The organism is Actinomycetes bacterium, from assembly GCA_036510875.1.
GTDB lineage: Bacteria > Actinomycetota > Actinomycetes > Prado026 > Prado026 > DATCDE01.
In genome coordinates, this window is record DATCDE010000128.1 from 1 (window position 1) to 18,787 (window position 18,787).

The 18,787-nt window shown below is 72.5% G+C and carries 19 protein-coding genes and 1 pseudogene; 11 read left to right on the forward strand and 9 right to left on the reverse strand.

Annotated elements, in window-relative coordinates:
• The coding region (locus VIM19_07340; protein HEY5184701.1) for a hypothetical protein at positions 1-296 on the reverse strand (296 nt) is incomplete at its 3' end.
• On the reverse strand, positions 293-754 hold the full coding sequence (locus VIM19_07345) for an NUDIX hydrolase (protein ID HEY5184702.1): 462 nt from the start codon (positions 752-754) through the stop codon (positions 293-295). The genes VIM19_07340 and VIM19_07345, both read right to left, overlap by 4 nt.
• A 61-nt stretch (positions 755-815) precedes the next feature.
• Here VIM19_07345 and VIM19_07350 point away from each other — a divergent pair, with 61 nt between their 5' ends.
• A complete protein-coding gene (locus tag VIM19_07350; GenBank protein HEY5184703.1) occupies positions 816-2,276 on the forward strand; it encodes a CCA tRNA nucleotidyltransferase in 1,461 nt (486 codons plus the stop codon).
• A gap of 15 nt (positions 2,277-2,291) precedes the next feature.
• Here VIM19_07350 and VIM19_07355 read toward each other — a convergent pair whose 3' ends face one another.
• The 3 genes from VIM19_07355 to VIM19_07365 form a co-directional block, all read right to left on the reverse strand.
• Positions 2,292-3,575 carry an MFS transporter gene (locus tag VIM19_07355; GenBank protein HEY5184704.1) on the reverse strand — a complete coding sequence of 428 codons (1,284 nt, stop codon included), beginning with the start codon at positions 3,573-3,575 and terminating at the stop codon, positions 2,292-2,294.
• A 99-nt stretch (positions 3,576-3,674) separates the two neighbouring features.
• Positions 3,675-4,745 carry an inositol-3-phosphate synthase gene (locus tag VIM19_07360; protein ID HEY5184705.1) on the reverse strand — a complete coding sequence of 357 codons (1,071 nt, stop codon included), beginning with the start codon at positions 4,743-4,745 and terminating at the stop codon, positions 3,675-3,677.
• A 4-nt stretch (positions 4,746-4,749) separates the two neighbouring features.
• On the reverse strand, positions 4,750-5,367 hold the full coding sequence (locus VIM19_07365) for a PadR family transcriptional regulator (GenBank protein HEY5184706.1): 618 nt from the start codon (positions 5,365-5,367) through the stop codon (positions 4,750-4,752).
• Between the two features lie 150 nt (positions 5,368-5,517).
• On the opposite strand from VIM19_07365, the gene VIM19_07370 reads away from it, so the two are divergent.
• Genes VIM19_07370 through VIM19_07380 form a run of 3 tightly spaced genes read left to right on the forward strand, consistent with a single transcriptional unit; the run spans position 5,518 to position 9,460 of the window.
• Positions 5,518-5,931: a DUF5318 family protein gene (locus VIM19_07370; protein ID HEY5184707.1), complete on the forward strand. Its 414-nt coding sequence runs from the start codon at positions 5,518-5,520 to the stop codon at positions 5,929-5,931.
• Entirely contained in the window at positions 5,928-8,048 is a 2,121-nt protein-coding gene (locus VIM19_07375) for a transglycosylase domain-containing protein (GenBank protein HEY5184708.1), read from the forward strand. The genes VIM19_07370 and VIM19_07375 overlap by 4 nt, the downstream gene beginning before the upstream one ends.
• Complete coding sequence (locus VIM19_07380; protein ID HEY5184709.1) at positions 8,045-9,460, forward strand: glycosyltransferase 87 family protein; 1,416 nt, start codon at positions 8,045-8,047, stop codon at positions 9,458-9,460. Before VIM19_07375 ends, VIM19_07380 begins: the two co-directional genes overlap by 4 nt.
• On the opposite strand, the gene VIM19_07385 is transcribed toward VIM19_07380, so the two are convergent.
• From VIM19_07385 to VIM19_07395, 3 genes are read right to left on the reverse strand one after another with little or no spacing between them, the layout of a single operon-like run.
• Positions 9,457-10,515, reverse strand: coding sequence for an alanine racemase (locus VIM19_07385; GenBank protein HEY5184710.1), 1,059 nt, complete (start codon positions 10,513-10,515; stop codon positions 9,457-9,459). The two genes, VIM19_07380 and VIM19_07385, sit on opposite strands and share 4 nt — an antisense overlap.
• Positions 10,516-10,528: 13 nt before the next feature.
• A complete protein-coding gene (locus VIM19_07390; GenBank protein HEY5184711.1) occupies positions 10,529-11,641 on the reverse strand; it encodes a peptidoglycan bridge formation glycyltransferase FemA/FemB family protein in 1,113 nt (370 codons plus the stop codon).
• Positions 11,642-11,691: 50 nt separating this feature from the next.
• Positions 11,692-12,477, reverse strand: coding sequence for an exodeoxyribonuclease III (locus VIM19_07395; GenBank protein HEY5184712.1), 786 nt, complete (start codon positions 12,475-12,477; stop codon positions 11,692-11,694).
• A gap of 202 nt (positions 12,478-12,679) precedes the next feature.
• On the opposite strand from VIM19_07395, the gene rpsF reads away from it, so the two are divergent.
• From rpsF to VIM19_07420, 5 genes are all read left to right on the forward strand, one after another.
• The gene (rpsF, locus tag VIM19_07400) at positions 12,680-12,970 is read left to right on the forward strand and encodes a 30S ribosomal protein S6 (GenBank protein ID HEY5184713.1); all 291 of its coding nucleotides are present in this window, start codon (positions 12,680-12,682) and stop codon (positions 12,968-12,970) included.
• Between the two features lie 23 nt (positions 12,971-12,993).
• A complete protein-coding gene (locus tag VIM19_07405; GenBank protein ID HEY5184714.1) occupies positions 12,994-13,500 on the forward strand; it encodes a single-stranded DNA-binding protein in 507 nt (168 codons plus the stop codon).
• Positions 13,501-13,536: 36 nt separating this feature from the next.
• The gene (gene rpsR / locus VIM19_07410; protein HEY5184715.1) at positions 13,537-13,773 is read left to right on the forward strand and encodes a 30S ribosomal protein S18; all 237 of its coding nucleotides are present in this window, start codon (positions 13,537-13,539) and stop codon (positions 13,771-13,773) included.
• A 13-nt stretch (positions 13,774-13,786) separates the two neighbouring features.
• Positions 13,787-14,233, forward strand: a complete 447-nt coding sequence (rplI, locus tag VIM19_07415) for a 50S ribosomal protein L9 (GenBank protein HEY5184716.1) — start codon at positions 13,787-13,789, stop codon at positions 14,231-14,233.
• A gap of 148 nt (positions 14,234-14,381) precedes the next feature.
• Positions 14,382-15,188, forward strand: a complete 807-nt coding sequence (locus tag VIM19_07420) for a phosphatase PAP2 family protein (protein ID HEY5184717.1) — start codon at positions 14,382-14,384, stop codon at positions 15,186-15,188.
• Here the strand turns inward: VIM19_07420 and VIM19_07425 are convergent.
• Positions 15,112-16,442, reverse strand: a pseudogene (locus tag VIM19_07425) (MATE family efflux transporter). The gene VIM19_07420 and the pseudogene VIM19_07425 sit on opposite strands and share 77 nt — an antisense overlap.
• Positions 16,443-16,821: 379 nt before the next feature.
• Between VIM19_07425 and dnaB the strand changes: the two are divergent.
• Positions 16,822-18,189, forward strand: a complete 1,368-nt coding sequence (gene dnaB / locus VIM19_07430; protein ID HEY5184718.1) for a replicative DNA helicase — start codon at positions 16,822-16,824, stop codon at positions 18,187-18,189.
• A gap of 51 nt (positions 18,190-18,240) precedes the next feature.
• Positions 18,241-18,618, forward strand: coding sequence for a VOC family protein (locus VIM19_07435; protein HEY5184719.1), 378 nt, complete (start codon positions 18,241-18,243; stop codon positions 18,616-18,618).
• Positions 18,619-18,787 lie beyond the last annotated feature (169 nt).

Sequence of the window (18,787 nt, forward strand, 5' to 3'; positions counted from 1 at the left end):
GAGGCGGAGGCCGCGAGCGCGGAGCGGGACAGCAGCGGCCGCGACGACACCCTGAGCTGGACGATCAGGTCGGTCACCGGGCTGTCCCCGCTGTTCGTCACCCGACCGGCCAGGTGCACGGTGTCTGCTGCCGTGGGGGCCAGCGGGCTGAGCTCGGTGACCGTGATCTTCAGCGGCTGGGTGGTGGTCTGGGCCGCGGCCGGGAGCGGGTGGCCGTCCAGCAGCAGGGCCACCGACGCCACCAGCACCGCCAGGGCCACCGCAGCCGCCCGTGGGCGCCGCGGTCGTGCGGTCACGCGGTCTCCGCGAGCACGTCGAAGGCCCGGTCGACCAGCCGCTTCTCGTCGGCGAAGGCGAGCCGCCCGGCCGCCTCGCCCAGCGGAACCCAGGCCACCTGCTCGACCTCGGCGTCGAGGTCCGACAGCTCCCCGCCGGCCGCCTCGAGCAGGAAGTGGTGCACGGTCTTGTGGATGCGTCGGCCGTTGGCGAAGAACCAGTAGTCGATGGTGCCCAGCGGCGCGATGATCCGGCCGCGGATACCGGTCTCCTCGGCGACCTCCCGCACGGCGGCCTCCTCGGTGGACTCCCCGACCTCCACGTGTCCCTTGGGCAGCACCCACTCGAGCCGGCCCCTGCGGTTGCGCCGGGCGATGAGCGCCCCCGCGACGACCAAGCTGGCCGGGTCGACCACCAGCCCACCGGCGGAGACCTCCTCCACGGCGGGCGTGCGGGGCCGACGCTGGGCAGGGGTCACCCGTGGATCGTACGAGTGCGGGAGCGGCCCGGGCGGGACCACGTGCGTACCCTTGCCTCCCGTGCCCGATCCCCACGACCGATCCGCCGCCGAGCTCGACGCCGCGCAGCGGCGCGCCGTCGCCGAGCTGCTGCACGTGTCGCCGGTGGTGGACACGGTCGGCAAGCGGTTCCGGGCGGGCGGGTACGAGCTGGCGCTGGTCGGCGGATCGGTGCGCGACGCGCTGCTGGGCCGACTCGGCGCCGACCTGGACTTCGCGACGTCGGCCCGGCCCGAGGAGTCGCTGGCCCTGCTCGAGGGCTGGGCCCAGGCGACCTGGGACGTCGGCATCGCGTTCGGCACCGTCGGTGCGCTGCGCGGCGGGTACCGGCTGGAGATCACGACCTACCGCTCGGACGCCTACGACCGGGCCACCCGCAAGCCCGAGGTCACCTACGGCCACGACCTCGAGGGCGACCTGCGGCGCCGGGACTTCACCGTCAACGCGATGGCGGTGCGGCTGCCCCAGCGGGAGTTCGTCGACCTCTTCGGCGGGCTCGGCGACCTGGCCAGGAAGGTGCTGCGCACCCCCGGCACCCCGGAGGAGTCCTTCTCCGACGACCCGCTGCGGATGCTGCGGGCGGCCCGGTTCGCCTCCCAGCTCGGGCTCGCCGTCGAGCCGGACATCGTTCGGGCCATGGCCGCGATGGCGCAGCGGATCGAGATCGTCTCCGCGGAGCGGGTCCGCGGCGAGCTGGAGAAGCTGGTCTGTGCGGCCGACCCACGGGTGGGCCTGACCCTGCTCGTGGACACCGGCCTGGCCGGGCACGTGCTGCCCGAGCTGCCGCAGCTGCGGCTGGAGATCGATGAGCACCACCGGCACAAGGACGTCTACGAGCACACGCTCACCGTGCTGGAGCAGGCCATCACGCTCGAGGACGGCCCGGGCGGCCCGGTGCCCGGCCCGGACCTCGTGCTGCGGCTGGCCGCCCTGCTGCATGACGTCGGCAAGCCCCGGACCCGGCGGTTCGAGGCCGGCGGCGGGGTGAGCTTCCACCACCACGAGGTGGTCGGCGCGAAGATCGCCCGCAAGCGGCTGCAGGCACTGCGGTTCGGCAAGGACGTCGTGGACGACGTGACCCGGCTGGTCGAGCTGCACCTGCGCTTCCACGGGTACGGGACGGGTCAGTGGACCGACTCGGCGGTGCGCCGGTACGTGCGCGACGCCGGGCCGCTGCTGGACCGGCTGCACAAGCTGACCAGGGCCGACTGCACCACGCGCAACCGGCGCAAGGCGGCCGAGCTGGCCCACACCTACGACGACCTCGAGGCCAGGATCGCCCGGCTGTCCGAGGAGGAGGGGCTGGCCGCGATCCGCCCGGACCTCGACGGCACCCAGATCATGGCCCTGCTGGGGATCCCACCCGGCCCGCTGGTGGGCCAGGCGTACCAGCACCTGCTCGAGCTGCGCCTGGACCGCGGCCCGCTCCCGACCGACGAGGCCGAAGCCGAGCTCCTCCGCTGGTGGTCCTCGCGAAGTTGACCAGGGTGGGGCGGCTCACCCGGTGACGTCCGATGCGCTGGCCCGGGCGTAGGCCGCCGCGCCCAGCAGGAAGCCGCCGGCTGTTCCGGCCAGCACGGCCGCCGAGTGCCCGTCGACCGGCAAGGTGGCCGCCGCCAGCCCGGCCGCAGCCACGAAGGTCACGTTGAAGAGCATGTCGTAGAGCGCGAAGACCCGGCCCCGGTAGCGGTCCTCCACGCCCTGCTGGACCGCGGTGTCCGCGCAGAGCTTGATGCCCTGGCCGGTCAGACCCAGCACGAACCCGAGCAGCGCCAGCGGCACCTCCAGGAAGGGGAGCCCGAGGGCCACCACCCCGACCCCGGACGCGACCAGCAGCACCGTGACCCATCGGTCCGGCCCGATCCGACGCACCGCTGCCGGCGTGAGGACGGCGCCGACCGGCACCCCCAGACCGGTGGCCGCGAACACCAGACTCACGCCGCGCAGCCCGCCGTTGGCGTCCGAAGGGGCGTGGAAGTAGCCCCGTTCGAGCAGCACGACGAGCACGGTCATCAGCCCGAACAGGAACCGGTACCAGCCGACCGCGGCGAGTGCGCGCGCGGGCCGTGGTCGGGCGGACAGGTGCCGCACCCCGGCCGCCATCCCGGCCACGACCCCGCTCAGCGCCTCGAGCACCCTCGGCAGCCCATCCCCACGCTCCGGACCGAGCTCGTCGCGGCCCAGCCGGATCGCGACGGTGGCCGATGCGAGGTAGCCCAGCCCGGCCACGACGACCGTCCCCGCAGCCACGAGGTCGCTGCCGCCCCCCACCGCGCGCACCACCAGCCCCAGCGCGGCGCCCAGGGCCGCCGCGACCGTCCCCGATGTCGCGGCCAGCGCGTTCGCCGTCACCAGCCGGCTCGGCTCCACCACGTGCGGCAGCGCGGCCGACAGCCCGGCCAGGAAGAACCGGTTCACACCCAGCACGCACAGGGCCACCGCGAGGAAGCCGACCCCCGTGCTGCCGTCCCACACGAGCAGCGCGAGCACGGCCACCAGCGCCCCGCGCACCACGTTGGCGAGAACCAGCACCCGCTGTCGCCGCCAGCGGTCCAGCAGCACGCCGGCGAACGGCCCGACCAGCGAGTACGGCAGCAGCAGGGCGGCGAACGCGGCCGCCACCTTCCCGCCGTCCGCCTGCCGCTCGGGGGAGAACAGCACGTAGGACGCGAGGCCGGCCTGCAGCAGGCCGTCGGCGGACTGGGCCAGCAGCCGGGTGGCGTACAGCAGCCGAAAGCCGCGGCCGGACAGGATCGTTCGCAGATCCGCAGCCGACGGCACGGGGGAAGGCTAGCCGGGCGGCACCCGGCGCCAGGACGGCGACAGGGGGCCCACCGAACGGCGGGCCCCCTGTCGATGAGGAGCGGACGGACGCGGCGGCTACTCGCCGGCGATGAAGTCCTCGACCATCTGCCGGGCTTCGTCGTCGCGGTACTGCACCGGCGGTGACTTCATGAAGTACGCCGACGGGCCGAGCAGCGGGCCGCCGATGCCTCGGTCCATGGCGATCTTGGCGCAGCGGACGGCGTCGATGATGACACCGGCGGAGTTCGGGGAGTCCCAGACCTCGAGCTTGTACTCGAGGTTCAGCGGGACGTCGCCGAACGCGCGGCCCTCGAGCCGGACGTACGCCCATTTGCGGTCGTCGAGCCAGGCCACGTAGTCGGACGGGCCGATGTGCACGTTGCCCTTGCCGAGGTCGTGGCGCAGCTGCGAGGTGACCGACTGGGTCTTGGAGATCTTCTTCGACTCCAGCCGCTCCCGCTCAAGCATGTTCATGAAGTCCATGTTGCCGCCGACGTTGAGCTGCATCGTGCGGTCGAGCATCACGCCGCGGTCCTCGAACAGCTTGGCGAGCACGCGGTGCGTGATGGTGGCACCCACCTGCGACTTGATGTCGTCACCGACGATGGGCAGCCCGGCCGCGGTGAACTTGTCGGCCCACTCCTTGGTGCCCGCGATGAACACCGGCAACGCGTTGACAAAGCCGACGCCGGCGTCCAGCGCGCACTGCGCGTAGAACCGGGCGGCGTCCTCCGAGCCCACGGGCAGGTAGCAGACCAGCACGTCGGCCCGCGACTCGCGCAGTGCGGCGACGACGTCGACTGCTTCCTCGTCTGACTCGGTGATGGTCTCCCGGTAGTACTTGCCCAGGCCGTCGAGGGTGTGCCCGCGCTGCACGGTGATCCCGAGCGGCGGGACGTCGGCGAACTTGATGGTGTTGTTCTCGCTCGCGAAGATCGCGTGGGCGAGATCCTGGCCGACCTTCTTGGCGTCCACGTCGAACGCCGCGACGAACTGCAGGTCGCTCACGTGGTAGGCGCCCAGCTGAACGTGCATCAGCCCGGGCACCTTGGCTGTGGCGTCCGCGTCGCGGTAGTACTCGACGCCCTGGACCAGGGAGGAGCTGCAGTTGCCGACTCCCACGATGGCCACGCGTACCTGACCCATCCGGTTACTCCTTGTCCTCATCGGCTCCGGGGAGCACCCGGTCAGCCTGCTGGGTGCGGTGCTCGGGCTGGTCGCCCTGCCGCTCGTTGATGATCAGCTCGTTCAGCCACCGAACCTCGCGCTCGACCGACTCCAGGCCGTGACGCTGCAGCTCGAGGGTGTAGGTGTCGACCCGTTCCCGGGTCCGCGCCAACGCCTGGCGCAGGTTGTCCAACCGCTCCTCCAGCCGGCTGCGCCGTCCCAGCAGGATGCGCATCCGGACGTCAGCGTCGGTCTGGCCGAAGAAGGCCAGGTGGACGCCGAAGTTCTCGTCGTCCCACGCCGCCGGTCCCGCCTCGGACAGCAGCTCGTGGAACGCTTCCTTGCCCTCGCCGGTCAGCTTGTAGACGATCCGGGACCGCCGGCCCGACAGGCTCGAGGCGCCGGCCTCGGCCGAGGTGTCCTCGACGATCCAGCCCCGGGCCACGAGATCCTTCAGGCACGGGTACAGGGAGCCGTAGGAGAAGGCCCGGAACGACCCGAGCAGGCTGTTCAGTCGCTTGCGTAGCTCGTAGCCGTGCAGCGGCGACTGGTGCAGCAGGCCCAGCACGGCCAGCTCAAGGACGCCGGTGCGCTTGGGCACGGTCTCTCCTCTCGCCAGCAGCGGGTCAGCCAGTCGAACTCGAACGTTCGATGTATCGAGTCGATACATCGAGACGATAAGCCGCACCCGCCGCTTGGGGCAAGTCACCGAGCGTTCAGGCTGTGTTCGCGCGCCGTACCCTGGAGTGCCATGTGGTCGCAGCGGTCGGTGATCGACTACTCACTGGCCCGGCGCGCGACCCTCAGCGCGCTGCGCTCGGGCGGCGCCACGACGACCGACGTCTGCGATGCGGACCCGTACCTGCTGCGGGCCGCCAAGTTCCACGGGGAACCGACCGGACGGCCCTGCCCGGTGTGCGCCAAGCAGCCGCTGGACACGCTCAACTATGTGTTCGGGGACGAGCTGGGGCAGTATTCGGGGCGGATCAAAGCCAGCGGCGAGCTGGAGCAGATGGCCCGCGAGCACGGCGAGTTCCGCGTGTACATCGTGGAGGTCTGCCAAGGCTGCGGATGGAACCACCTGGTCACCTCGTACGTCCTGGGTGACGGAGTGGCGCGTCGACCGCCGCGTCGGCAGCCGACGATCGAGGACGAGGACAGGTGAGGATCGACTACCCGAGGGCCGGTCGTCGTGGGGTCCTGCGCTGGTGGCCGTCCTGGCGACAGTGGCTGTTCATGGGCGGCCTCGCGCTGCTGCTGGGCGTCGTCGGGTTCGCTGCCTTGTACGCGTCGACCGCCATCCCGGTGCCGAACCAGGACGCCGTCGGCCAGGCCACGATCGTCTACTACGCGGACGGGCGCAACGAGCTCGGCCGCCTCGGCGACGTCAACCGCACCTCGATCCAGCTCAGCTCGGTCCCGGTGCACGTGCAGCAGGCCGTGCTCGCGGCCGAGGACCGCGGCTTCTACCAGGAGGGCGGCATCTCGGTCAGCGGGATCGCCCGGGCGGCCTGGAACGACCTGCGCGGCGGCCCGATCCAGGGCGGCTCGACCATCACCCAGCAGCTGGTCAAGAACTACTACCTGGTCCAGGACCGGACGGTCCGGCGCAAGGTCACCGACATCATCCTGGCGATCAAGATCGACCGGCAGCTGTCCAAGCAGCAGATCCTCGAGGACTACCTCAACACCATCTACTTCGGCCGTGGCACCTACGGGATCCAGGCGGCGTCCAGGGCCTACTTCGGCGTGGACGCCTCCCAGCTCACCCTCGAGCAGGGCGCGGTCCTCGCCGGGATGATCCAGTCGCCCGGCTTCTACGCCCCCGAGACCAACATGGACGGGCTCACCGACCGGTACAACTATGTCCTGAACGGGATGGTCACCAGCGGCTGGCTCACCCCGGCCGAGCGGGCCGCCGCCACCTTCCCCAAGATCCTGCCGGCGCCCGCGGCGTCGTCCCTGGCCGGGCCCTCGGGCTACCTGCTGGAGACGGTGCGGCTGGAGCTGCTGCAGCGCGGCTTCACCGACGCGGACCTCAGCGGCCGCGGGCTGCGGGTCGTGTCCAGCTTCGACAAGGCCAAGCAGGCCGCCGCGGTCGCCGCCGTCGCGGCCCAGCGGCCGAAGACGAACGCGCAGGGGGTGCGGGTGGGCCTGGTGGCGGTCGACCCGTCCAACGGCGCGATCGTGGCGATGTACGGCGGCGCGGACTACCAGCAGCAGCAGTTCAACGACGCGACTCAGGCCAAGCCGCAGGCCGGCTCCACGTTCAAGCCGTTCACGCTGTCCGCGGCGCTGGAGAACGGCGTCTCGCTGTACTCCACCTGGAACGGCCACAGCCCGCGGACGTTCGTCAAACCGGACGGCTCGGGCACCTACACCGTGCCGAACTTCGGCAACGAGTCGTTCGGCATGATCACCTTGATGCAGGCGACCGCCGACTCGGTCAACACCGTCTACGTCGACGTCAACCAGACGATCGGCTCGGAGAAGTCGATCGACGCGGCCCGGCGGGCCGGCGTCCCGAACGACGTCCCGATCGACAACGGGCTGACCGTGCCACTGGGCACCGCGTCGCCCACCGTGCTCGACATGGCCGGCGCGTACGCCACGTTCGCGGCCCAGGGGCTGCGCACCCAGCCGACGTCCATCCTGTCGGTGAAGACCTTCAGCGGCGGCGTGCTCTACCGGCTGAACGCGCAGCCGGCCCGGGTGTTCGCCCCCGACGTCATGGCCGATGTCACCTGGGCGCTGCAGGGCGTCGTCACCAACGGCTCGGGCTTCGCCGCCCAGCAGCTGGGCCGGCCGTCCGCCGGCAAGACCGGGACGACGAACAGCAACCGGTCGGCGTGGTACGTCGGCTACACGCCGCAGCTGGCCACCGCGGTTGCCATGTTCCGGCCGAACTCGGACGGTAGCCTGCAGTCGATGGCTGGGGTCGGAGGGATGACGTCGGTGACTGGTGGGTCGTTCCCGGCCCGGATGTGGACCGCGTACATGTCCGCCGCGCTGAAGGGCACTCCGGTCGTGCCGTTCCCCAAGCCGGCTCACATCGGCGGCCAGCCGACCCCCTCGGCCAGCCCGACGCCCTCGGCCAGCCCCACGCTCAGCCCGACCGCGAGTGCCTCGGCCAGCGGCTCGCCCAGTGCCACCGCCAGCGGCTCGCCGACGGACTCGGGTTCGCCGAGCCCCGCGCCCTCCGCGTCGTCGAGCGGGTTGCCGGGGCCGGGCCCGTCCGGCGCGGCGAGTCCGGCCGCGGCGTCACCCAGCAGCAGCCCATGACGCCGTCGGCGGCGGAGGTGGTGCTGCCGAGCCTGGAGGACCCCGTCGTTGCCGCCGGAGCCGAGCTGGTCGGCGGACCGGCCGGGCGCCGGGTACGGGGCACCCGTGCGGTGGCGGTCCTGCTGCTGCTCACGGCGCTGGCCGGGGTGCTGGCCCTGCTGGTCAAGCAGCCGTGCCGGGCCAACGCCTGGACCAGCGACTCGATGTACCCGCAGATGTGCTACTCCGACATCGCTTTCCTGTACCGCGGCCGGGCCGGGCTGCCGGACGCCGGCAACCCCTACGCCGCCGTCGACGGCGGCGCGCAGGCGCTGGAGTACCCGGTGCTCACCGGTGGCTTCATGTGGGTCGCGGCCTGGGTCACCAAGGCGGTCGACGGCGGCGCCGGGCTGGCCGATCGCAGCCGCACCTTCTTCGACGTGAACGTGGTGCTGCTCACCGCGTGCGCGCTCGCCACCACCTGGCTGATCGCCAAGACGGCGGGACGACGGCCCTGGGACGCGGCCCTGTTCGCCCTGGCGCCTGGGCTGGTGCTCACGGCGTTCATCAACTGGGACCTGTTGGCGGTCGCCCTGACCGCCGGGTTCCTGCTGGCCTGGGCCAGGTCCCGGCCGGTGCTGGCCGGCGTGCTGCTCGGGCTCGCGGTCGCCGCGAAGTTCTACCCCGTCGTCCTGCTCGGCCCGCTCCTGGTGCTCGCGCTGCGGGCCGGCCGGATGCCGGTGTTCTGGCGCACCGCCGGCTCGGCAGTGCTGGCCTGGCTGGCGGTGAACCTGCCGGTCGCCGTGCTGTGGCCCAGCGGCTGGGGGGCGTTCTACTCACTGTCCCAGGAGCGCGGCGCCGGCTTCGGGTCGCTGTGGTACGTCCTCGAGCGGGCCGGGCAGCCGCTGCCGTCCTGGGCGCTCAACCCGGTCGCGTCGGGCTCGCTGCTGCTGCTGTGCCTGGGCATCGGCTGGCTGGCGCTGGCCGCACCGCGGCGGCCGCGGCTGGGCCAGCTGGCGTTCCTGGTGGTGGTGGCGTTCGCCGTCACCAACAAGGTCTACTCGCCGCAGTACGTGCTGTGGATGCTCGCGCTGTACCCGCTGGCCCGGCCGCGCTGGCGCGAGCTGCTCGTCTGGGCGACCGCCGAGGCGCTGTACTTCATCGCCGTGTGGTGGCACCTGCAGGCGCTGACCCATCCGGCCACCGCGTTCGTCCCCGAGTGGTCCCACAGCGGGGCCACCCTGCTGCGCATCCTGGTGACCGTGTGGGTGGCCGGGCTGGTGGTGCGTGACATCTGGTCCCCCGGGCACGACCCGATCCGTGCCGACGGCAGCGACGACCCCGCCGGCGGGATCCTCGACGGCGCCCCGGACCAGGTGACGTTGACCTTGTCCGGTGACCGAAGGCTCACCGGACAGGTCGCCCTCGACTAGGTGAGCAGCACCCGGTCGAAGGTGACCGTCGTCATGCGCACCTCGACGTCCAGCTCGGTGCCGATGGCCGGCGGCTCGACGTCCTCGGGCAGCCACACCATGGAGACCTGCATGTGCGGCGGCTCGGCGAACCAGCGCTTGCGGTCGCCCACGGTGAACGGCGACAGCGCCCGCCCGGCCGCCTCGAGCCCACCGGCCGCGGCGACCCTGGCCCGCTGCCCCAGACCCCGGACCTGCCGGGGCGCCTCCAGCCCGATGCCGTGCGAGGTGCCGCCCCCGACCACGAGCAGGTGGCCGGCCCCCGGCGCCCGGCGCTGCCGGTAGCCGAACCGGTCACCGCGCCGCAGCGGGTGCACGTCGAGCACGGTGCTCCGCGGCGCGTAGGCCGCCCGCTCGCCCAGCCACAGCCGGGTGCCCACCCGTGACAGCAGCCGCACGTCCGGGTGGCTGGACTGGACGGCGGCCACCTCGTCCGGGCTCAGGTGGCTCAGCCACAGGGTGTCCACCGTGAGCCCGGCGCCCCACAGCCGGGCGATCGAGGCCTCCACCTCCTCCACCCTGGTCAGCTCGCCGGAGTCCATCGGCAGGTGCAGCGCGAACCCCTCCACGGTGAACCCGTCCAGCAGCGGCCGCACCGCCGGCAGGTCCTCCCCGGTCAGCCCGTGCCGGCGCATCGAGGTCATCAGCTCGACCGCGATCCGGCGCGCGGGCCCAGCCCCCGGCCGGGCGGTCGCGGCCAGCCCCTCCAGCCCGGCCCGCGAGGACACGGTGCGCACCACCCGGGGGTCGTCGTCCGGCACCGGCTCCACCGCCGGGTGCCACGGAGACAGCACGAGCACGTCCCCGGGGAACGCGGCGCGGACCGAGTCCACCTCCGCCGCCGTGCCCACCGCGAGCGCGGCGACGCCGAGCCGCCCGGCCTCGGCCGCCAGCACCTCCCGGCCGAACCCGTACCCGTTGCCCTTGACCACCGGCACCAGCCCCGGGGTGTCCGCGAGGACGGCGTCCTGGTGGGCCCGCCACACCGCGGCGTCCACGTGCAGGGTGACGGTCACGGTGAGAAGCCTCTCACCGACGGGCGAGGTAGGCCCGGAAAGCGCGGTGCAGCACCGGGGACAGGGGGTAGTCCCACTCCCCGAGGTACTCGACGGCCTCCCCGCCGGTGCCCAGCTTGAACTGGATCAGCCCGAACAGGTGGTCGTCAGGGTCGAGGGTGTCCGAGATGCCGCGCAGGTCGTAGACGGCGGCGCCAGCCGCGTGCGCGTCGCGGATCATGGCCCACTGGACGGCGTTGCTGCCCCGGTACTCGCGGCCGTCGGTGGTCGAAGCCCCGTAGGAGTACCAGACGTGCGTGCCGACCCGGACCCAGGTCGTCGCGGCCAGCACGGCACCCTGATGGTGGGCCAGGTACAGCCGGATCCGGTCGTCGTCCTCGGCCAGCATCGCGCGCCACATCCGCTGGAAGTACGCCAGCGGGCGCGGCGTGAACTGGTCCCTCCGGGCGGTCTCGACGTAGACGTCGTGGAACGCGTCGAGGTCCTCGTAGCGGCCGAGCGTGACCTCGACCCCGGCCTTCTCGGCCTTCTTCACGTTGCGCCGCCACAGCTGGTTGAACCCGGCCAGGACGTCGTCCAGCGAGCGGTCGGCCAGCGGCACCTGGAACACGTACCGCGGCTGGAAGTCGCCGAACCCGGCACCTTCGGTGGAGCCCTGCTGCCAGCCCAGCCCGCGCAGCCGGTCGGCCAGCGCCTGGCCGTCGGGGTCGGTCACGTCGGCGGTGACCTCACCGAGCCGGCGCACACCGCCGCCGGCGATCGCGTCCTTGAGGGTGTCCGCGGACCAGCGGCGCAGCACCACCTGCGGGCCCATCTTCACGGTGAAGGCGTGCCGCTTGCGCAGGTGCGCCAGCAGCGGCTCGGTGACGTCGGCCGGGTCGTACGCCGACCAGTCCAGCACCGGGCCCTCGGGCAGGTAGGCCAGGTACCGCTTCATCTTGGGGATCGGCCGCAGCAGAACGAGTCCGGCGCCGACCAGCTGGTCGCCGTAGAACCAGCCGAGGCTCTCGTGCGCCCACTCGGCCTTCACCCCGGCCCACGAGGGTAGCTGCAGGAAGCTGCCGGACCGCTCCGCCACGAAGGTGAGGTGCTGCTCCCGACTGATCATCCGCACGGCGAGCGACACGCGCTCCACCCTAGGTCAGGATCGGCGACCGGAGGGACGCCGACCCCGGCTCACAGCTCGAGGTCGACGACCACCGGCGCGTGGTCGGAGGGGCCCTTGCCCTTGCGGGCCTCCCGGTCGACGTAGGCGTCCCGAACCGCCCCGGCGAAGGCCGCGTTGCCGTAGACCAGGTCGATGCGCATGCCCATCCCCTTGTGGAACGCACCGTCGCGGTAGTCCCAGTAGGTGTACGGGTGCGGTCCCTTCGCGATCCGCGGCACGACGTCGAACAGCCCGGTCCCGCGCAGCTCGCCCAGCGCGGCCCGCTCCGGCTCGGTGACGTGCGTCGCGCCCACGAACACGGCCGGGTCCCAGACGTCGGCATCGGTGGGCGCGACGTTGTAGTCGCCGAGGACGGCGAACGGCCGGTCGGCTGCCGCCTGGGCCCTGACGCTCTCCCGCAGGGCGGCCAGCCAGCGCAGCTTGTAGGCGTAGTGCGGGTCGTCGACGGCCCGGCCGTTGGGCACGTAGACGCTCATCAGCCGGACCGGCCCGCAGGTCGCCGCCACCGCGCGGGCCTCCAGGGTGTCCTCGTCGGGGAACCCGGGGCAGCCGGGGAACCCGTTGACCACGTCGTCCAGGCCGACGCGGGACAGCACGGCGACGCCGTTCCACCGGCCCTGCCCGTGGTGGGCCACCTGGTAGCCGAGCGCCTCGACGTCGGCGGCCGGAAACGCCCCGGCGGCCACCTTGGTCTCCTGCAGGCAGACGGCGTCCGGCGCGGTCTGCTCCAGCCACTCCAGCAGCCGGGGCAGCCGGGCGGTCACCGAGTTGACGTTCCAGGTCGCGACGCGCACCCGACCATCCTGGCGCATGACGCCGACGCCCCGCCCGCGCCGGCCTGTAGACGACGATTTCCGGCCACCGCCGACGCCCGGTATCCTGGCTCGGTCGCAGGGGCGCTGGGGTCAGCCATGACGCCGACGCCCCGCTTCGATGCAGTCGCCCTCCTGCCACGGAAGGACCGTGGCCGCTTAGTCCAAAGGAGGTGGGTCACGCATGCGTCGCTATGAGCTGATGGTCATCCTCGATCCCGAGCTTGAGGAGCGGACCGTCGCCCCGAGCATCGACCAGTTCCTCAACGTCGTCCGCCAGGGCGGCGGCAGCGTGGAGAAGGTCGACATCTGGGGCCGTCGTCGGCTGGCCTACGAGATCGCCAAGAAGTCCGAGGGCATCTACGCCGTCGTCGACCTCACTGCGGAGCCGGACGTCGTCAAGGAGCTGGACCGCCAGCTGAACCTCAACGAGGCCGTGCTTCGCACCAAGGTCATCCGTCCGGACATCCGGTAGCACCGGCAAAGGGAGCGGTACCCATGGCACAGGGCGACATCCAGGTCACCATCGTCGGCAACCTGACCAACGACCCCGAGCTGCGGTTCACCCCGAGCGGTGCGGCCGTGGCGTCGTTCACCGTGGCGTCCTCTACTCGCGTGCTGGACAAGCAGACCAACGAGTGGAAGGACGGCGACACCGTCTTCATGCGCTGCAGCGTGTGGCGGCAGTACGCCGAGAACGTCGCGGAGTCCCTCCAGCGGGGCATGCGGGTCATCGTGTCGGGCCGGCTGCAGCAGCGGTCCTACGAGACCAAGGAGGGCGAGAAGCGCACGGTCGTCGAGTGCCAGGTCGACGACGTCGGCCCCGCTCTGCGCTACGCCACCGCCAAGGTCACCAAGGTGTCACGTGGCACCGGGGGCGGCGGCGGTGGTTTCGGTGGCGGTCCGGTGGACGACCCGTGGTCCAGCCCCGCTCCCGCCGGTGACGCCGGCTGGGGCTCCGCCGGCGCTGCCGGCGCTGCCGCCAGCGACGAGCCCCCCTTCTAGGTCCTTCGACTTCCTCGTTCTCCAGGAGACATCACCATGGCGAAGCCGCCTGTTCGCAAGCCCAAGAAGAAGGCCAACCCGCTGTTGGCCGCCAAGATCGACTACATCGACTACAAGGACACCGCCCTGCTGCGGAAGTTCATCTCCGACCGGGGCAAGATCCGTGCCCGCCGGGTCACCGGCGTGACCGTCCAGCAGCAGCGGCAGATCGCCAAGGCGGTCAAGAACGCCCGCGAGGTCGCGCTGCTCCCCTACACCAGCACCGCGCGCTGAGGAGGCTGCCCCGATGAAGCTCATCCTCACGCAGGAGGTCTCCGGCCTCGGTGCCCCAGGGGACCTGGTCGAGGTCAAGGACGGCTACGGCCGCAACTACCTGCTCCCGCGGCGCCTGGCCATGCCGTGGACCCGCGGCGCCGAGAAGCAGATCGCCAGCTTCAAGCGGGCCCGCGAGATCCGCGAGGTCGCCGACGCCGGGCAGGCCCGCAGGCTCAAGGCCGAGCTCGAGGCCCTGTCCGTCACGATCGTGGCCCGGGCTGGCGAGGCTGGTCGGCTGTTCGGGTCGATCACGGTCGCTGACGTGGTGGACGCCGTGAAGGCGGCCGGTGGCCCCACGATCGACAAGCGCAGCATCGAGCTGCCCGGTCAGATCAAGAGTCTGGGCTCGCACACGGTCCGCGTGAAGCTGCACCCGGAGGTCTCGGCGGCCGTCAGCCTGGACGTCGTCTCGGCCTGACCCGCCCGCTCCGTCGACCCGCTCCGACCACCGGGTCGGGGCGGGTCGTGCGTTCAGCGGCCTCCGCGGGAGGTTCCGGTTCGGGCAGTGGGGAAGGTCACCGCGCCCCGGTTCGCCCTGCGGGCGGCGTCCGAGGCATGGTGAAAGGGTGCGTGAAGACCGTCCGGCCGGCGATCCGGCTGACCCTCCAGCGAGGCCGGCCGGGGCGTCACGCTGGTGGTGGCTGGTCGGCGGCCTGCTCGCCGCGGGCCTGCTGCTGGTCTCGGTGCAGGTCATGCTGGGGATCGGTCTGGTGCATGTCGACTTGGCGGTGCACTTCGACGCCTGGCGTCGGCCGTTCGAGCACTTCCGGGAGCCCGCGCTCATCCTGCAGGACCTCGGCCAGCGCGGGCCGGTGGCCGTCGCCGTGGGAGCCTGCGCGGCCTGGCTGGCCAGCCGCCGCCGGACCGTCCGCCCGCTGACCCTGTTCGTGGCCTCGATCGTGGGCCTCAACCTCGCCGTCGGCACCGTCAAGGTGCTCACCGCCCGGCCGCGGCCCTACTCGGGGGTGGCCGAGGCGTTCACCGGCGGGCTGCAGTACCCGTCCGGACACGCCTCCAACGTGGTGCTGATGTGGGGGCTGCTGGCCTACCTGCTGCTCCGGTTCGCCCGGCGCCCGTTGTCGATGGCCGGCATGGTGGCCGCCGTCGTGAGCATCGCCGGCGTGGTCGGGGTCAGCTCGCTGCTGCTCGACTACCACTGGTTCTCCGACATCATTGGTGGCTGGCTGGCCGGCGCGCTGATCCTGTGGGGCGTGGTGCTGTTCGACCAGCGGTGGGCCGGCGGGGTCGAGGACCGGCTGGGCGGGCTGTGGCAGCGCCTGCGCCAGCAGGCGAACGTCAGCGCACCGCGCCGGTCACCAGCCACCGATCCCCTCGCGCCCGCCCAGCCAGGACCGCCAGCCGGACCAGCATGAACTCGGCCAGGGCGACCCACAGGGCGACCAACCCGCCGTCCACCAGCAGCACGAGCAGGGCCGCCGGCAGGAACGCCAGGTGGGTCACCAGCTGGGCCCAGGCCAGGTAGCGCCCGTCCCCTGCCCCGATGAGGAGGCCGTCGAGGACGAACACCGGGCCGGCCACCCGCTGGTGCAGCGCCACCAGGACGAGGGCCGTGGACAGCAGCGCCCGCACGGTCGGTCACCGGTGAACAGCAGCACGAACGCCGGCCGGACGGCGAGCAGGAGCGCCCCCAGCATGACGCCCGCCCCGACGCTCCAACCGAGCAGGCGACGGGTGGTCGCCCGGGCCGCGGCGGCGTCCGTGGCGCCGAGCTGCCGGCCCACGATGGCCTGGCCCGCGATCGCGAGGGCGTCCATGGCCAGCGCCAGCAGGTACCAGGTCTGCATCGAGACCTGGTTGGTGGCCAGCTCGGCGGCCCCGATGCGGGCCGCCACCGCCGTGCCTGTGACGAACACGGCCCGCAGCGCCACCGTGCGGACGAACAGCGGCACGCTGGTCGATGCCGAGCGCCGGACCCCGGCCCGGTCCGGGCGCAGCGGGGCACCCAGGCCGCGGGCCGCCCGCACCAGCAGCAGCCGGTAGACCAGGGCGGCACCGGTCTGAGCGGTCACCGTCGCCCAGGCCGAGCCGGCCACCCCGAAGCCCAGCCCGAGCACGAACAGCAGGCACAGCGCGAGGTTGACCACGGCGGCGGTGACCGCGACCACCAACGGGGTGCGGGTGTCCTGCCGCCCGCGCAGCACCCCGGTGGCGGCCAGTACCACGAGCATGGCGGGCAGCCCGAGGGCGCTGACCCGCAGGTAGGTGATGGCGAACGGCTGCACCTGTGCCGACGCGCCGAGCCAGTGGACCAGGTCGGGTGCGGTGGTCTCCAGGGCGACCAGCAGCAGCAGGCCGAGGCCGATCGCCAGCCACACGCCGTCCAGGCCCTGCCGCAGCGCCCCGACCGGGTCGCCCGCACCGGTGCGCCGGGCCACCGCGGCGGTCGTGGCGTACGCCAGGAAGACGCACAGTCCCACCAGCGTGCCCAGCACGGTCGCGGCGAGGCCGAGCGCGGCCAGCGGCAGCACGCCCAAGGTGCCGACCACCGCCGAGTCGCTCAGCACGAACAGCGGCTCGGCCACCAGCGCGCCCAGGGCGGGCACGGCCAGCCGCAGAATCTCCCGGTCCAGGGCGGGAACCCGCGGCGTTCTCGGCACGTTGCGCACCCTGGGAGGGCAGCGCTGGGGGGCCCCGAGGGGGCCCGGCCGGCCACCGGGCCCGGCGTGCCGCGCACGCCACGCCCGCCGCGGGCGACTATTTCTTGCCCACAGCCGGTGGACGACGTCTGTGCAGGCCACGCGCCCCGCCAGCGCCGAGCCGGGACCAAAATCCACTGGTCAGTCCACAGGGTGTGCACATGGCCACGAGGCTGCGTCCCCAGGGTTGTCCCCAGCGCTGTCCACAGCCGGGTTTCCCGACCCGCCGGGGCCGGCCATAGCCTCCCCGAGGCGTCGGCAGCGAACCGTCGCGGGCGCGTCGAGCACCAGGGCTGTCGGGACCCTCCGGTTCACTGGTCTTGAGCACGGGGAAGGAGGGTCGGCACCGGTGAGCGTGGTGGAGATCGGGGTCGCGGCCTCGGGGTACGACCCGGCGTTCGAGCGGACGCCGCCGCAGGACCTGTCGGCGGAGCAGTGCGTGCTCGGCGGCATGCTGCTGTCCAAGGACGCCATCGCCGACGTCGTCGAGGTGCTGCGGCCCGGGGACTTCTACAAGCCGGCCCACCAGACCGTCTACGACACCGTCCTCGACCTGTACGGCCGCGGCGAGCCGGCCGACCCGGTCACGGTCGCGGCCGAGCTGACCCGCCGCGGCGAGCTGCCCCGCATCGGCGGTGCGCCGTACCTGCACACGCTCATCTCGTCGGTGCCCACCGCCGCGAACGCGTCGTACTACGCCCGCATCGTCCGGGAGCGGTCCGTGCTGCGGCGGCTGGTCGAGGCCGGCACCAAGATCGTCCAGCTCGGCTACGCGGCCGACGGCGGCGACGCCGACGACCTCGTGGACCGGGCCCAGGCCGAGCTGTACTCGGTCACCGAGCGGCGTACCAGCGACGACTACCTGCCGCTGTCCGAGGTCATGCAGGGGACCCTCGACGAGATCGAGGCGATCTCGTCGCGGGGCGGCGCGATGGTCGGCGTCCCCACCGGCTTCGCCGACCTCGACCAGCTGACCAACGGCCTGCACGGCGGCCAGATGATCGTCGTCGCGGCCAGACCAGCCGTGGGCAAATCGACTCTGGGACTGGACTTCTGCCGCTCCGCGTCGGTCAAGCACGGGCTGGCCAGCGTGATCTTCTCCCTGGAGATGGGCCGCAACGAGATCACCATGCGACTGCTCTCGGCGGAGGCCAGGGTCGCGCTGCACCACATGCGCAGCGGCACGATGAGCGACGACGACTGGACCCGGCTGGCCCGGACCATGAGCACCGTCTCCGAGGCGCCGCTGTTCATTGACGACAGCCCGAACATGTCGATGATGGAGATCCGGGCCAAGTGCCGCCGGCTCAAGCAGCGGCACGACCTGCGCCTCGTCGTCGTCGACTACCTGCAGCTGATGAGCAGCGGCAAGCGGGTCGAGTCCCGACAGCAGGAGGTGTCCGAGTTCTCCCGGTCGCTGAAGCTGCTGGCCAAGGAGCTCGACGTCCCGGTGGTCGCGATCAGCCAGCTGAACCGTGGCCCCGAGCAGCGCACCGACAAGCGGCCCATGATGTCCGACCTGCGCGAGTCCGGCGCCATCGAGCAGGACGCCGACATGGTGATCCTGCTGCACCGCGAGGACCAGTACGAGCGGGAGTCCCCGCGCGTCGGCGAGGCCGACCTGATCGTGGCCAAACACCGCAACGGTCCGACCAGCACGGTGACCGTGGCCTTCCAGGGCCACTACTCGCGCTTCGTGGACATGGCCCACACGTAGCCCCCGGACCGGACGGCTCCAACGGCGGTGACGCCGGGTCACACTGGGTCGATGCTGCGCATCGGCACCACGGTCCTCGGGGTCAGCGACCTGCCTCGCGCCATGGCGTTCTGGACCCAGGCGCTCGGCTACGTGCCGCGGGAGGAGCCGGACGAAGACTGGGTGGTGCTGGTGCCCCTGTCGGGGGTGGGCGCACACCTGGCGCTGGGGCTGAGCGAGAGCGAGGCGCAGGAGCACCCCCGGGTGCACCTGGACCTGTACTCCGGCGACGCCGCCGCCCAGGCCGCCGAGGTGGAGCGGCTGGTCGGGCTGGGGGCGCAGCCGGTCGACTGGGACCGCTGCCCCCCGGACGCCGACTTCGTCGTCCTGGCCGACACGGAGGGCAACCGGTTCTGCGTCATCGACACCGGAGGCCACCCGACGCCATGAGCGAATCGCGGGACTGGCTGAGCTGGCACGACGACTACGACGAATCCGGCTCACCGCTGCAGCGCCGGCCGGGCCTCGTCCAAGGCCACATCCGGTCCTGGCTGGACGGGGTGGCGGTGCTGCGCGCGGACGCGGGGCTGGTCGACTCCTACCGGAGTGACCGGCCGGC

Coding starts and splice junctions, on each gene's coding strand:
- VIM19_07380 (HEY5184709.1), top strand. CDS start 8,045: ATGACGCCGTCGGCGGCGGAGGTGGTGCTGCCGAGCCTGGAGGACCCC.
- rpsF (HEY5184713.1), top strand. CDS start 12,680: ATGCGTCGCTATGAGCTGATGGTCATCCTCGATCCCGAGCTTGAGGAG.
- VIM19_07435 (HEY5184719.1), top strand. CDS start 18,241: ATGCTGCGCATCGGCACCACGGTCCTCGGGGTCAGCGACCTGCCTCGC.
- rpsR (HEY5184715.1), top strand. CDS start 13,537: ATGGCGAAGCCGCCTGTTCGCAAGCCCAAGAAGAAGGCCAACCCGCTG.
- rplI (HEY5184716.1), top strand. CDS start 13,787: ATGAAGCTCATCCTCACGCAGGAGGTCTCCGGCCTCGGTGCCCCAGGG.
- VIM19_07370 (HEY5184707.1), top strand. CDS start 5,518: ATGTGGTCGCAGCGGTCGGTGATCGACTACTCACTGGCCCGGCGCGCG.
- VIM19_07360 (HEY5184705.1), bottom strand. CDS start 4,745: ATGGGTCAGGTACGCGTGGCCATCGTGGGAGTCGGCAACTGCAGCTCC.
- VIM19_07405 (HEY5184714.1), top strand. CDS start 12,994: ATGGCACAGGGCGACATCCAGGTCACCATCGTCGGCAACCTGACCAAC.